We start from the raw sequence: 13,873 nt of genomic DNA, 5'->3' as shown, positions 1-13,873 counted from the left end.
ACCGTCTCACATATATCAACCCGTCCGCAAACCAATGGTTTATCATGGATGATTCGGAAGCTTCGAACGACTCATGTCAGAAGGTGACCCGGAACTCGAGGCACGGCTGGCAGCGCAGGAGGAGTTCGAACCGCCGGCGGCGTTCGTCGAGGGGGCGAACATCTCGGATCCTGACATCTACGAGGAGTTCGAAGCGGAGTGGCCCGACTGCTGGGAGGCCGCCGCGGAGATGCTCGACTGGTACGAGGGCTACGACCAGGTGCTGGACGACTCGAACCCACCTTTCTACAAGTGGTTCACCGACGGCAAGCTGAACGTCTCGCACAACTGTCTCGACCGCCACCTGGACGAACGAGGCGACGAGGCCGCCATCGAGTGGGTCGGCGAACCGGTCGAGGAGGACGACATCACCTACACGTACGAGGAACTGCACCGCGAGGTCAACGAGTTCGCCGCGGCGCTGCGGGAGATGGGCGTCGGCGAGGGCGACGTCGTGACGATGTACATGCCGATGATCCCGCAGCTTCCGATCGCCATGCTCGCGTGTGCACGCATCGGCGCACCCCACTCGGTGGTGTTCGCCGGCTTCTCGGCGGACGCCCTGGCAACCAGAATGAACTCCGCGGACTCCGAGTACCTGATCACCTGCGACGGCTACTACCGCCGCGGCGACCCCCTCGACCACCTCGCGAAGGCCAACGAGGGGCTCGGCGGGGTGGAACACGACGTCGAGGCCGTCGTCGTCGCCGAGCGGCTGATGGACGGCGACGGCTTCGACCACGACTACGCTGAGAACCAGCACGCCTTCGCCGACCTCGTCTCTGCTCACGAGGGCGCGACGGTCGACCCCGTCGAGCGCGACGCCGAGGACATGCTCTTTCTCATGTACACCTCGGGGACGACGGGCAAGCCCAAGGGCGTCAAACATACCACCGCGGGCTACCTCGCGTGGGCGACGTGGACCTCCCACGCCGTGTTGGACATCAAGCCCGAGGACACGTACTTCTGCTCGGCAGACATCGGCTGGATCACGGGTCACTCGTACATCGTCTACGGCCCGCTCTCGCTGGGCACCACGACGATGATGTACGAGGGGACGCCCGACTACCCCGAGCGCGACCGCCTCTGGGAGATCGTCGAGGAGTACGAGGCGACGCAGCTGTACACCGCTCCGACGGCGATCAGAGCGTTCATGAAGTGGGGCTCGGAGTTCCCCGAACGACACGACCTCTCCAGCCTCCGTCTGCTGGGGACGGTCGGCGAGCCGATCAACCCGCGCGCGTGGAAGTGGTACTACCAGCACATCGGCGACGAGTCCTGTCCCGTCGTCGACACTTGGTGGCAGACCGAAACCGGCGGAATGATGATCACCGGCCTGCCCGGGATCAAGAAGATGAAGCCCGGGAGCGCGGGGCCACCGCTGCCGGGCCTCGACGTGCGCATCGTCGACACCACGGGCGAACAGGTGCAGGCCGGTCGCGCCGGCTATCTCACGGTGCAAAAGCCCTGGCCCGGCATGCTTCGGACGCTGTACAAGAACGACGAGCGGTTCATCAACGAGTACTGGGCCGAGTACTCCGACACCGATTCCGACGACCCCGACGACTGGGTGTACTTCCCCGAGGACGGCGCGAAGATCGACGACGAGGGTTACATCACCGTCCTCGGCCGCGTCGACGACGTGCTCAACGTCTCCGGGCACAGGCTGGGGACGATGGAGATCGAGTCCGCCATCGTCGGCGTCGACGGCGTCGCCGAGGCGGCCGTGGTCGGCGGCGAGCACGAGATCAAGGGCGAGGCCGTCTACGCGTACGTCATCCTCGAAGACGGCTTCGAGGGGAGCGACGAGATGCGCTCACGCATCGTCGAGGGCGTCGAGGACGCGATCGGTCCGATCGCGCGGCCCGAACAGGTGATCTTCACGCCCGAACTGCCGAAAACCCGCTCGGGCAAGATCATGCGGCGACTCCTCGAACAGATCGCCAACGAGGAAGAGCTCGGCGACACCACGACGCTTCGCAACCCCGAGATCGTCGCGGACATCCAAGAGCAGGTTCAAGAGGACTGAGCCGCTCGCTCGTCAGCGGATCCGATCCGTTCGGTTCTTTCCCACCCTGACGATCCCGTCCGCCGCCAGAATCGACGGACGACGCTACTCCTCGTCGAGCCACCCCCGCAGACACGACTCGTCACAGAGGTAGCGTTTGCCTGCGGGGAGGTAGTCCGACTCCTTCGAGAGCGTCACGAGGAGGTGACGTTCGTGTAAGTCCAACACCGTGTCACAGGACGAACAGCGCGCAGTCTGGGTTGCGTCCATCGCCCACAGGTGGTGCTGGGAGACCCGGCCGACGACCAGTCCGGGTTCGGCTTGCGGTGTGCGTCCGGTGTAGTCCGACAGTGCCATACGCCGTCTTCAGCCGCCCCGAACATGACACTTTCCTGGGTATTTTTGGGTTGTGGTAGTGTGTCACGCCACGTGGAGTAGTAGGTCATACCGGTCGGGAACGCTCACGATCGATCCCGAGTCGTCCGGTGGGAAACGGAGTCGGAATAGTTGGCAGACCTACACGAAACCGGGATGAACTGGCCGTTCAGGGGGTGTAGTTTCCGTCAATTTTAGTCTCCCCCGGTGTGATACAGGTATCGTCGATGGTACCGTCTCCCGACATTCGGCCGTCCGATACGGACCCGTTGGTGCTGTACGACGTGGGTGCGGAGGAGTCACTCAGCGATGCCGTCCTGCGTGCGGCCGCGGAGATCATCGAGGATCTCACTGCTGTCCGGCCGCTGTCATCTCTGGTCGACGTCGAGTCGCTCGATCACCTCTTCGAGAGCAGACGCGACGCCGACACCGACACGCGCATCGTCGCCTTCGCCGCCTGGAACCTGTGGTTCGTCGTCACCGCCACGACGATCGAGATCTACGAACTGGACGAGCCACTGGACGCCTGACGCGCCGCCGCTCGTGCCACCGTGTCTCACCCGATACGGCGTCCCGTGGCCCGCAATCTATTTCATGAACGTACGTAAACGACTCCCCGTATGGAGAAACCACTCCTCGTAACGGACTTCCTGGATCGGGCACGGAGACACTACGCCGATCAGGAGGCGGTGCTGGCGACGACTGGTGAGCGGTACACGTACGGCGAGTTGGGCGAGCGGGTCGACGGGTTCGCTGCGGCGCTCCAAGCACGGGGGGTGCAGAAGGGCGACCGCGTGGCCGTGCTGGACCCGAACACCCACTATCATCTGGAGGCGGCGTACGCGTCGTTCGAGTGTGGGGCCATCCACACGCCGCTGAACTACCGGCTCGTTCCGAGCGACTTCGAGTACATCCTCAACGACGCCGGCGTGAAGGCCATCTACGCCGACTACGACTACGCCGACAAGATCGAACAGATCCGCGACGACGTTCCCACCGAGCTGTTTATCACGAACGCCCCGGGGAAGGTCGACGGCGACTGGGAGTCGTTCGACTCGCTCGTCGACGAAGGGGGAGACCACGAGCGCCCCGAGATGCACGAAGACGAGATCGTCACCATCAACTACACCTCGGGGACGACCGGCGACCCGAAGGGCGTCTGTCGGACCCACCGCTGTGAGACGCTCCACGCGTACCTCACCTCGATCCACCAGGAGCTCACCGACGACGACGTCTACTACTGGACGCTCCCGATGTTCCACGTCAACGGCTGGGGCCACATCTACGCCGTGACAGGGCTCGGCGCCCGACACGTCTGCACCCGCGGCGTCGACGCCGAGCACATCTTCGACTCGATCCGCGACGAAGGGGTGACGTACCTCTGTGCGGCGCCGACCGTGTTGAAGCGGCTGGGCGACTACGCCGAGGAGCACGACCTCGACGCGGTGGGCGCGGGGCAGGTACGCGTCGCCACCGCCGGTGCGGCACCACCGGAGGCCACCATCCGGACGGTCGAAGACGAGTTCGGCTGGTATCTCAAACACGTCTACGGCGCGACCGAGACGGGACCACTCATCACCACCTCCGACGCCAAGCGGCTGTTCGACCACGACGACGACGCCCGGTTCGCCGTCAAGAAGAAACAGGGGATCGGCTACCTCGGTACGGAAGTGAGGGTCGTCGACGAGGACGGCAACGACGTCCCACGCGACGGGCAGACGATCGGCGAGATCGTCGTCCGCGGCAACCAGGTGATGGACGGCTACTGGGAGAAACCGGAGGCGACCGAGGAGGCCTTTTCCGACCGCGTCGAGGGCTACTACCACATGGGCGACCTCGCCGCAATGGACGAACACGGGATGCTCATCATCCAGGACCGGAAGAAGGACATCATCATCTCAGGCGGCGAGAACATCTCCTCGATCGAACTCGAAGACACGCTGTTCGACCATCCCGCTGTTGGGGACGTCGCGGTCATCCCCGCTCCCTCGGACGAGTGGGGCGAGGTGCCCAAGGCGTTCGTCGTCCCGGCCGGCGGCGACCCGGACGACCCCGGCACCTCCGAGGGGGAACTCATCGAGTTCTGTCGCGAACGGATCGCGACGTACAAGATTCCGAAGGCGATCGAGTTCGTGACGGCGCTCCCGAAGACCGCCACCGGAAAGATCCAGAAGTACGAACTCCGCGAGCAGGAGTGGGACGACGAAGACCGGATGGTCGGTGAAGGGTAGCGATCGGGGCCGTCGCCGGGGACGGGCGAGCGGCGTTCGCTCCAAACGGCTCCGGCGATTCCACTCACCCGGCTCCGAACGGCTCAGTCGCCGCGGCGATCGACGATCTCGATCGCCCGGTCGATGAACCGTTTCGCGGTCGACTGCTTCGACTCCCACGAGCCGTCGGTTCGTTCTCCCTGCTCCTCGGTTGGTTCCTCTCGTTCCGCCGGTTCCGTCACCGTCCCCCCATCGTCGCTCGCCGACTGCTCGCCGGCCTGCGCTTCGGGCTTCGCTCGCTCGGCCTCGTCCACTTCGACGGACGCGAGTTGCTCGGCGATCTCGTCGTCGGTCGCACCAACCCGCCCCCCCGCTCCGGTCGCACCGTTGCTCGTCCTTCGTCCGGGCCGCTGGACCCGAGTTCGTCCCGCCCGTTCACGCGGTTTCGCCCCTCCACTGTCGGGCCCGCTGTCGTCCCGCTCGCTCCGCTTTTGCCGACCGCGGTGCGTCCCTGCTCGCTCCGATCCGCTCGATCCCGCGGGCTGACCGCCGGCCACGACGGGCGGCTGGTCCAGCGAACCGGAACTGCCCGTGTCGGTCCCTCCCGTTCGCGTCGCGTCGGCGTTAGCGCGTCCGGTCTCCGCGGGCTCGCTCGCCCCGTCCGCCGTTGTGCCGTCGACGAACGCGAAGCCGTCGGTCCCCTCCTCGGCGGTCGAAAGCGCCTCGGTCGAGTCTGCGCCGCCCGGCTGTCGGTCCGCGGAGCCAGTGTCGCTCCCGGACGCGGGCGGGTCGGCGGTGGCAGCCCCGTTCTCGGCCGCCACGCTGGCGGCCTGCAACGTCTTGACGCGCTCGTGCATGCGCGACCCGAGCGCTCCGTAGGCCCTCGCCGCGTCGCTGTCGCCGTCGGCGACGACGACCGGCCGGCCGATGTCCTGGGCGGCGGCGACGGCGGCGTCCTCCGGTACGTGCCCGAGGAGGTCGACCGCGAGGAAGTCGGCGATCCGCTCGACGCCGGGTGAGCGCCCGCTTCCGGACTTCACGAACACGACGCCGGCGACAGTGCCGTCGACCTGCCGAACGAGGTTCCGCGTCTTTTTCGCGTCCCGGACAGACGCGACGCGCGGCGAGGAGACGAGCACCGTCTCGTCCGCCAGCGACAGCGGCACGAGCGTCTCCGCGCCGATCCCGGCCCCGGTGTCGAGCAGTACCACGTCGTACCGCGAACGGACCGCCGTGAGCACCGCCCCGGCGCGGCCGACGTCGACGTTCGCGAAGCCTTCGAGGGTGGTCCCGCTCGGTACCACGTCGAACCCTCCCGGTGCCTCGTAGATAGCGTCCGCGACGTTCGCGGTCCCGGCGAGCACCTCGTGGAGGGTCGGGTCGCGGGCGTCCTCGAAGTCGACCTCGAGGTCGAGGAAGTCACCGACGTTGGCCATCGCAACGTCGAACTCGACGAGGACGACCGAGTGACCCATGTCGGCGAGCACCGCACCGAGGTTGATGGTCGTCGTGGTCTTGCCGACGCCTCCCTTGGCTCCGGCGACCGCGACGACGACACCCGCTGGCATGACTCGTCCTTCGATTCCTCAGATATTTGTACGTTTCCCTGAGGTATCAAATTTGAGTTTCAGAGGCTCAGAGGTACGCCGCGTCCCACCGCGTCGCCTTGCTTCTGTTCCCACACTCGCCGCATTCGAGTCGCTCCATCGTGTCCATCACGACGCCGATGTTGCCGCAGGAGCAGGCCCAGCCGTAGCGTTCCGTGCGTGCTTCGTCCATGTACACCGCGTGGAAGACGCCGTTCGCGCCGCGGACGGTCTCGTCGCGTGCGACGTACACCGTCCGATCGCCGACGACCCGTTCTTCGAGGTCGGCGTCGTGCTCACCGGGGTCGAGGAACCTGACGTACACCCGCTCAGCGAAGTCCGTCCCCTCGATGTCGATGACTCGTTCGCCCGCGGCGGTGAAGCCGTGTTCGTCGTAGAAGTCCGTCCCCATCTCGTTGGCGACGAGGACGGCACCTTCGAGGCGGTCGGCACCCTCCGCGATGAGTGCGGCTTCGAGCGCCACCAGCAGTTCAGTCCCGATCCCCTTGCCGCGGTGGTCGGGAGCGACGTGGAGCCAGTCGATCTCGCCGACGACCTCGCGGCGCGAGACGACGTAGCTCTGGACGAACCCCACGAGTTCGCCTTCCTCCTCGGCGACGACGAAGTGGCTGTCGGCGTCGGCGAGGTCCGCCGAGAGGTCGTCCGTGTCGTACCACTTCTCGACGACCGACTCGATGAGGTCTGCGTCGAGCGCGTGTCCGTACGACTCCGCGAGTGATTCGCGCGCTACCCGACGGATCGCGTCGATGTCGCCCGAATTCGCCTGACGAATGTCCATAAGTGATTCACTATTCCCGCCGACTTAACAGTGTCACCCCATCACGTGGATTGATCCGTCTCGCCGTCGACGAACGGTCATGGCCAGCACGACTGCGCTCTGTTTCGACATGTACGGGACGCTCTGTGACACGTCGAGCGTCACCCGGCGGCTCGGCGAGGTGCTTGATCTCTCCGGCGTGCTCACCGACGCCATCGACGGGACCTGGCGCCGGAAACAGCTACAGTACTCGTATCAGGCCGCCCAGATGAACGCCTACGAGCCGTTCTGGGAGATCACTGCGAAGGCGCTCGACTACGCCCTCGCGGAGTACGGACTCGACCCTGACGACGACGCCCGCGAACGGATCCGCGCGGCGTACGACCACCTCTCGCCGTACCCCGACGCCGCGCGAACCCTCGAACGCCTCGGCGACGCCGGCTACACGGTCACGGTACTCTCGAACGGCAACCCGGAGATGCTCGCGCGACTCGCCGACAACGCCGGACTCACCCCGCACCTCGACGACGTGATCAGCGCCGACGAGGTCACGACGTTCAAACCCGACCCCGCGGTGTACGAGAACGCCGCCCGGCGGATCGGGGCCGACATCGGTGCCTGCCGGCTCGTCTCCGCGAACGCGTGGGACGTCGCCGGCGCTGGCAACGCCGGGATGGACGTCGCGTGGGTCAACCGCCGGCGCGACCCGCCCGAAACCATCGGGCCCGCCCCGGAGACCGAGGTCGGGGCACTCGCCGAACTCCCTGGCGTGCTCGCGGCCGACTGAACGGTCGATCGACGACGGCTCGGCCGATATACTATATATTTATTGAGATTATAAATATAAATCTCCCTGTATGCTGATACCTGACAGTGTAGTTCCACAACAATTATTAACAAATCTTTCTGGTTAGAAGACATGGCACGGGAGACTGACGTTCCAACCCGCCGAGACGTTCTCAAGACAGCAGGTGCCGCCGGTGCGGCCGGACTGGCCGGACTGGCCGGCTGTACGGGTGGCGGCGACGGTGGCTCTGGTGACGGTGGCGACGGTGACTCTGGCGACGGCGGGTCGGGTGGGTCCGGTGAGGACTATCCCGAACTCGGCAACTTCCCCGTCGAGGGCGACGAGGTGGTGTTCGGGTTCAACGTCCCGCAGTCGGGGTCGTACTCGCAGGAGGGGGCCGACGAACTGCGCGCGTACAACCTCGCGGTGCAGCACCTGAACAACGGTGGCGGCTGGGTCGACGAGTGGGACGATCTCTCCGGCGATGGCGTCCTGGGCAAGACGGTCACCTCCGTGGAGGGCGACACGGCGACGGACCCCGACACGGCCCGACAGTCCGCCTCGCGGATGATCAGCCGCGACGACGCGATCATGGTGACTGGGGGTTCCTCGTCCGGCGTGGCGATCGCGGTGCAGCAGCTGTGCCAGGAGGAGCGGGTCATGTTCATGGCCTGTCTGACGCACTCGAACGACACTACGGGGCCGGAGTGTGTCCGGTACAGCTTCCGTGAGATGTTCAACGCGTACATGACCGGCCAGGCGCTGGCACCGGTGCTCGCCGAGGAGTACGGCGAGGACCTCAGCTTCTATCAGCTGTACGCCGACTACTCGTGGGGGCAGACCCAGCAGGAGTCGATGAACCAGTTCTTCACCGAGGTCGCCGGCTGGTCGCAGATCGACTCCGTCCCGACGCCGCTCGGCACCTCCGACTACTCGTCGTACCTCTCGGACGTCCCGAGCGACGCCGACGTGCTCGTGTTGAACCACTACGGACTGGACGCGGCGAACTCCCTCCCGCAGGCCATCAACCAGGGCCTCGACGAGGAAATGGAGGTCGTCGTCCCGCTGTACAACCGCCTGATGGCGGAGGCGGCGAGCGACTCCATCGAGGGCATCTTCGGTACGGCCGACTGGTCGTGGCAGCTCGAAGACAGCGCCTCGCAGGCGTTCACCGAGGTCTTCCGAAACGAGTACGACAAGGTGCCGTCGTACGCCGCCCGGCTGGCGTACACTCAGACCCTGCAGTACGCCGCGGCCGCCGAGCGCGCGGGGACGTTCTACCCGCCCGAGGTCATCCGCGCGCTGGAGGACTACGAGTTCGGCGGCGCCGGGCTCGGCGAGGAGACGATGCGCGGCTGCGACCACCAGGCACAGCGCGACGTGCTGGTCATGCGTGGGCTCGCCCCAGGCGACCAGACCGAGAGCCAGCTGCTCGAACTCGTCAACCAGACCGGTCGGGACCAGCTCGGGTACGCCTGTGACGCGGGCCCGGCCGCCGACTGTGAACTCGGCGAGTACGGCGACGAGTAACCAGGCCACCACGCCGACGTTCTCCGTCGCTCCATGGGACATAGTACCATGTCAACACCGATAGATACTAACGAGTACCACAGAAACCGGAATTTGTACGAACAATCATGAGTCTCCTGTCGCAAGCCGTAACGATACTCCTCAACGGGCTCCAGCAGGGCGCGATATTCGCGCTGTTGGGGATCGGGTTGACCATCATCCTGGGAACGATGCGGTTCCTCAATCTCGCCCACGGGGCGCTCTACCTCGTCGGCGCCTACATTGGGATGTTCGTCGTCCGGGAGACGACCCTCACCAACGGAGTGTTGCAGAGCCTCGGAATCACCAACTACGGGATCGGACTCGGCTTCCTCGCCGCGCTCGTTCTCGTCCCGATCATCGGGGTCGTCGTCGGGGCGTTCATGGAACGGTTCATCGCGAAACCGTTCTACGATCGGCCCGAGACCGACCAGCTCCTCGTGACGTTCGGGCTCGCGCTCGTGGTCGAAGAGCTCATCAAACAGGTCGTCGGCGGGAACACCTTCCAGCCGATCCCCCCGCAGACCATCTTCGGCCTCCAGATGTCGGGGCCGATCACCCTCCCGATCGTGGGGTCGTTCCCGCGGTGGCGGCTCTACCTCGTCCTCCTCGCCGGTGTCGTGATCGTCCTGACCTTCCTCATCATCGAGCGGACGGACTTCGGGCTGGTCGTCCAGGCCGGGACGCGTGACTCCGAGATGGTCAGACTGCTCGGCATCCCGATCAACCGGTCGTACACGCTCGTGTTCGCGGTCGGGGCGTCGCTGGCGGCCTTCGCGGGCCTCGTCGGCGCGTCCATCCAGACCATCAGCCCCCAGATCGGCACTCAGCAGGCACTGATCCCGGCCTTCCTCACCATCGTCGTCGGCGGGGCGGGCTCCGTCGTCGGCGCGATCGCCGGCGGGATGGTGCTCGGGCTCATCGTCGCCGCGTTCCAGCAGACCTTCTCACAGTGGGCGTTCATCATGATGTACCTCTTCGTCGCGCTCGTGTTGGTGTTCAAACCGGAGGGCCTCTTCGGGGGCGTGGAGGTGGGCGAATGAGCCCAGACACCGAGAGCGACGGCGGCACCGTCGTCGACGACGCCGCCGGTTCCCGGCCGGAGCAGGGGTTCCTCGAACGGATGCAAGAGAGCAACACGATGTCGCTCGTCGGCTTCACCGCGATGCTTCTGGTGTTCCCCCTCCTCTTGGTGAACGGGCTCGGTATCGTCGGTGACATCGTCGGCCTGCGGATCGGCGGCTACGTCGGCCTGCCGGATCTGGTGCTCATCTTCGGCATCGCCGTCATCGGCTTCAACCTCCTCCTCGGCTACACGGAACTGCTGTCGTTCGGTCACGCCGCGTTCTTCGGTTCGGCCGCCTACGCCGCCGCCATCTTCAGCGGCGTCTTCAGCAGCCCCCTCGCGATGGTCGCCGTCGGCACCCTCGTCGCCATCGTCATCTCCTGGCCCATCGGCTACGTCTCCATCCGCCGGAGCGGAGTCTACTTCGCCGTCCTGACGCTGACGTTCGGGCAGATGCTCTACTTCTACGCGCTCGGGCCGGGGTCGTGGCTCACCAACGGTGACAACGGCTACTCCGACATCGAGATCGCCAACCTGCTGACCGTCTTCGAGCTCGACGAGGCGATCGTCGGCATCGACCTCCTCGAAGCGTACACCTGGCAGTACGCCTTCGTCGCGGCCTGTGCGATCTTCGCGCTCTGGTTCGGCTACCGCATCATCAACTCGCCGTACGGCCTCATCTTCAAGGCGCTCGGCGAGAACGAAGAGCGCGTCTCCTTCGTCGGCCTCGACGTCTTCCGGTACAAGCACATGGCCTTTATCATCTCCGCCGGCTACGCCGGCGCCGCGGGCGCGCTGTTCGTCATCCACGAGACGTATATCCACCCGACGACGGGGCTGTACTGGATCACGTCCGGCGACTTCGTCATCATGACTGTGCTCGGCGGCACTGGCTCGCTCATCGGGCCGGTGTTCGGTGCACTCATCTTCGAGTACGTCTCGAACGTCATCTCAGGGGTGTCGTTGCCCGTCATCGGCTCTATCGGGTCGCTCTGGCGTATCGTCCTCGGTGCGGTGTTCGTCGCGGTCGTCTGGGTGTTCCCCCAGGGCGTCTGGGGCGCGGTCTGGGGCGGCGTGAAGCGCCTGACGGGCGGGCTCAACGGGGGTGATCGCGAGTGAGCCTGCTGGAGACGGACGGGCTGACGAAGCAGTTCGGCGGCCTCACCGCCGTCGACGAGGTCAGCTTCGCGGTCGACAGCGGCGAGACGCGCGCGGTCATCGGCCCGAACGGGGCCGGCAAGTCGACGCTCATCAACTGCATCACCGGGATGCTCGAACCGACCGCGGGGAGCGTCTTCTTCGACGGCGAGGACATCACCGGGATGGACCCCCACGTGGCGGTCCAGACGGGCATCTCGAAGTCCTTTCAGACCGCCTCGATCTTCCCCGACATGACGGTCAAGGAGAACGTCGAGATCGCCGCGCTCGCGGCCGAACACGGCTCCTTCCAGCTCAACTTCCTGCGGAAGCGCGAGTCCTTCGAGGAAGTCCACCGCATCTCCGAGCGGATGCTCGAGGCGGTCGAGCTCCTCGGCCGCCGCGAGGAAACCGCTGGGAGCCTCCCGTACGGCGACAAGCGTCGCCTCGAGATCGCCATCGCGCTCTCCTCAGAGCCGGAGATGCTGTTCATGGACGAGCCGACCGCGGGCATGTCGCCCGAGGAGACCAACTCGACTGTCGACCTCATCGAGGAGCTCCAGGAGGACCTGGGACTGACGATCCTCATCGTCGAACACGACATGGAGATCATCTTCCGGATCTCCGATAGCATCCTCGTGTTGAACCGCGGCCGGGTCATCGCCGACGGGAGCCCAGAGGCGGTCCGCGGCGACGCCGAGGTGCAGGAGGCGTACCTGGGGGGTGTCGAGCTGTGAGCGCCGACGGCTCGCTGCTCCGCCTCGAGGACGTCGACTCGTACTACGGACAGAGCCACATTCTCCGGGGGGTCTCCCTGGAGGTCAAAGAGGGCGAGATCTGTGCACTGCTCGGCCGCAACGGCGCGGGCAAGACCACGACGCTCCGCTCGATCGCGGGGGCGCGGCCACCGGAGATCCGGGGCGGGCGCGTCGTCTTCGACGGCACCGACATCACCGACCAGACGACGGAGAACATCTCCTCGATGGGCATCGCGCTCGTCCCCGAGGAACGACGCGTCTTCCCGAACCTCTCGGTCGCGGAGAACCTCCACCTGCCCGACGTCGCGCGCAACTGGTCGAGCACGTTCGGGCGGAACCTCACGCTGTCCGAGAGCGGCCTCACGAACGAGGAGATCTACGAGGACTTCCCCCGCCTCGACGAACGACGGACGCAGAAGGCGGGGACGCTCTCCGGCGGCGAACAGCAGATGCTCGCCATCGCGCGCGCGCTCAAACAGGGCGCGGACATCCTGATGCTCGACGAGCCCTACGAGGGGCTCGCCCCGCAGATAATCAAGAGCGTCGAGAACGCCATCGAGCGGATCCGCGACACCGGGAAGACGATCCTGCTGGTCGAGCAGAACGCCGTCGCAGCGATCAACATCGCCGACCGCGCGTACGTCATCGACCAGGGCGAGGTCGTCTTCAGCGGAACCGCCGAGGCGCTCCGCGAGGACGAGGAGACGCGCCAGCGGTATCTGGGGGTCTGACCGATGGGCGCACCCGCCAACGTCGACGCGGAGGCCGCGCTCGACCGCCTCATCGACAGCGGCGTCGTCGACGAGGACGACGACGGAACGCTCACCACCACGGAGGCGTACGAACGGATCCGTGCCGTCTACCACGACAGCTACGGGGGGATCGAGGAGGAGCAGCTCACCGCGACGCTCTCGGACCTGTTCGACGTCGACCACGGGACGGCCGCCGCGTACGTCGACGAGAACGACGTCACGTCCGCGGATCTCGTCGCCTACCTGTCGCTCCAGTCTGCGCTCGACCCGGTCCCGGACCGGCCGACGCTCGCGACGATGGCCGCGCTCGTCGTCGACGTCGACCCGGGGTCGCCGGTCCCCGGCCGCCTCGAGGAACTCGACGACCGGAGCTACGAGGCGTTCCTCGCCGAGAACCCTGACGCGGTCCTGACGGTCTGGAGGACGGGCTGTCACCCCTGTGAAGCCATGAAGGACGACCTCGACGAGATCCTCGAACGCGTGCCCGACGGGGTCGCCGTCGCGGGACTCGACGGGGAGTCGGTCCCGTCGTTCCGACTCGCGTACGGTGTCGACTCCGCGCCGGCCGTCCTAGCGTTCGAGGACGGCGAACTCGCCGACTCGCTCTCGGGCCGCCGGTCGCCGTTCGCCCTCGAACAGTTCTTCTCCACCGTCTACGCCGACGGCGACTGGGACCCGGTCTCGGCGGTGGCGGACGAACTCGACCTCGATCCGATCGCAGACTCCGACGGGAACTGAGGCCACCGGTGCGGGACGCTCCGTTCCGCTGCGTCGTTTCCCGACTCCTGGTTCCGTACACCGTTCGTCGCCACCAGCGACGCCGACGGTG

At 66.3% G+C, this 13,873-nt stretch carries 13 protein-coding genes; 10 read left to right on the top strand and 3 right to left on the bottom strand.

Annotation, left to right across the window (positions count from 1 at the left end; translation table 11 throughout):
- Positions 1-73 precede the first annotated feature (73 nt).
- Positions 74-2,068 (top strand): acetate--CoA ligase, encoded by a 1,995-nt coding sequence (gene acs, locus NKJ07_RS09655; protein ID WP_318570374.1) that lies wholly within the window; start codon positions 74-76, stop codon positions 2,066-2,068.
- 84 nt (positions 2,069-2,152) lie between these two features.
- Here the strand turns inward: acs and NKJ07_RS09650 are convergent, their stop codons facing one another.
- Positions 2,153-2,404 (bottom strand): DUF7576 family protein, encoded by a 252-nt coding sequence (locus tag NKJ07_RS09650; RefSeq protein WP_318570373.1) that lies wholly within the window; start codon positions 2,402-2,404, stop codon positions 2,153-2,155.
- A gap of 245 nt (positions 2,405-2,649) precedes the next feature.
- On the opposite strand from NKJ07_RS09650, the gene NKJ07_RS09645 reads away from it, so the two are divergent.
- Positions 2,650-2,952, top strand: coding sequence for a HalOD1 output domain-containing protein (locus tag NKJ07_RS09645; protein ID WP_318570372.1), 303 nt, complete (start codon positions 2,650-2,652; stop codon positions 2,950-2,952).
- 90 nt (positions 2,953-3,042) lie between these two features.
- A complete protein-coding gene (locus NKJ07_RS09640; RefSeq protein WP_318570371.1) occupies positions 3,043-4,653 on the top strand; it encodes a long-chain-fatty-acid--CoA ligase in 1,611 nt (536 codons plus the stop codon).
- 83 nt (positions 4,654-4,736) lie between these two features.
- On the opposite strand, the gene NKJ07_RS09635 is transcribed toward NKJ07_RS09640, so the two are convergent.
- Together NKJ07_RS09635 and NKJ07_RS09630 are read right to left on the bottom strand one after the other, a co-directional pair.
- Positions 4,737-6,200 carry a P-loop NTPase gene (locus NKJ07_RS09635; protein WP_318570370.1) on the bottom strand — a complete coding sequence of 488 codons (1,464 nt, stop codon included), beginning with the start codon at positions 6,198-6,200 and terminating at the stop codon, positions 4,737-4,739.
- 67 nt (positions 6,201-6,267) lie between these two features.
- Positions 6,268-7,017, bottom strand: coding sequence for a GNAT family N-acetyltransferase (locus NKJ07_RS09630; protein ID WP_318570369.1), 750 nt, complete (start codon positions 7,015-7,017; stop codon positions 6,268-6,270).
- Positions 7,018-7,096: 79 nt separating this feature from the next.
- On the opposite strand from NKJ07_RS09630, the gene NKJ07_RS09625 reads away from it, so the two are divergent.
- The 7 genes from NKJ07_RS09625 to NKJ07_RS09595 all read left to right on the top strand — a co-directional run bounded on the left by NKJ07_RS09625 (position 7,097) and on the right by NKJ07_RS09595 (position 13,782).
- Positions 7,097-7,783 (top strand): haloacid dehalogenase type II, encoded by a 687-nt coding sequence (locus NKJ07_RS09625; protein ID WP_318570368.1) that lies wholly within the window; start codon positions 7,097-7,099, stop codon positions 7,781-7,783.
- Positions 7,784-7,915: 132 nt separating this feature from the next.
- Positions 7,916-9,313, top strand: coding sequence for a substrate-binding protein (locus NKJ07_RS09620; RefSeq protein ID WP_318570367.1), 1,398 nt, complete (start codon positions 7,916-7,918; stop codon positions 9,311-9,313).
- Between the two features lie 107 nt (positions 9,314-9,420).
- Complete coding sequence (locus NKJ07_RS09615) at positions 9,421-10,374, top strand: branched-chain amino acid ABC transporter permease (RefSeq protein ID WP_318570366.1); 954 nt, start codon at positions 9,421-9,423, stop codon at positions 10,372-10,374.
- Positions 10,371-11,516, top strand: coding sequence for a branched-chain amino acid ABC transporter permease (locus NKJ07_RS09610; RefSeq protein WP_318570365.1), 1,146 nt, complete (start codon positions 10,371-10,373; stop codon positions 11,514-11,516). The genes NKJ07_RS09615 and NKJ07_RS09610 overlap by 4 nt, the downstream gene beginning before the upstream one ends.
- On the top strand, positions 11,513-12,271 hold the full coding sequence (locus tag NKJ07_RS09605) for an ABC transporter ATP-binding protein (protein ID WP_318570364.1): 759 nt from the start codon (positions 11,513-11,515) through the stop codon (positions 12,269-12,271). Before NKJ07_RS09610 ends, NKJ07_RS09605 begins: the two co-directional genes overlap by 4 nt.
- Complete coding sequence (locus tag NKJ07_RS09600) at positions 12,268-13,023, top strand: ABC transporter ATP-binding protein (RefSeq protein WP_318570363.1); 756 nt, start codon at positions 12,268-12,270, stop codon at positions 13,021-13,023. Before NKJ07_RS09605 ends, NKJ07_RS09600 begins: the two co-directional genes overlap by 4 nt.
- A 3-nt stretch (positions 13,024-13,026) precedes the next feature.
- Entirely contained in the window at positions 13,027-13,782 is a 756-nt protein-coding gene (locus NKJ07_RS09595; protein WP_318570362.1) for a thioredoxin family protein, read from the top strand.
- Positions 13,783-13,873: the final 91 nt, after the last annotated feature.

It is taken from the genome of Salinigranum marinum (assembly GCF_024228675.1).
Lineage (GTDB): Archaea > Halobacteriota > Halobacteria > Halobacteriales > Haloferacaceae > Salinigranum > Salinigranum marinum.
Note: the sequence above shows the minus strand (reverse complement) of the source record. Positions and strands in the feature narration are given on the sequence as shown.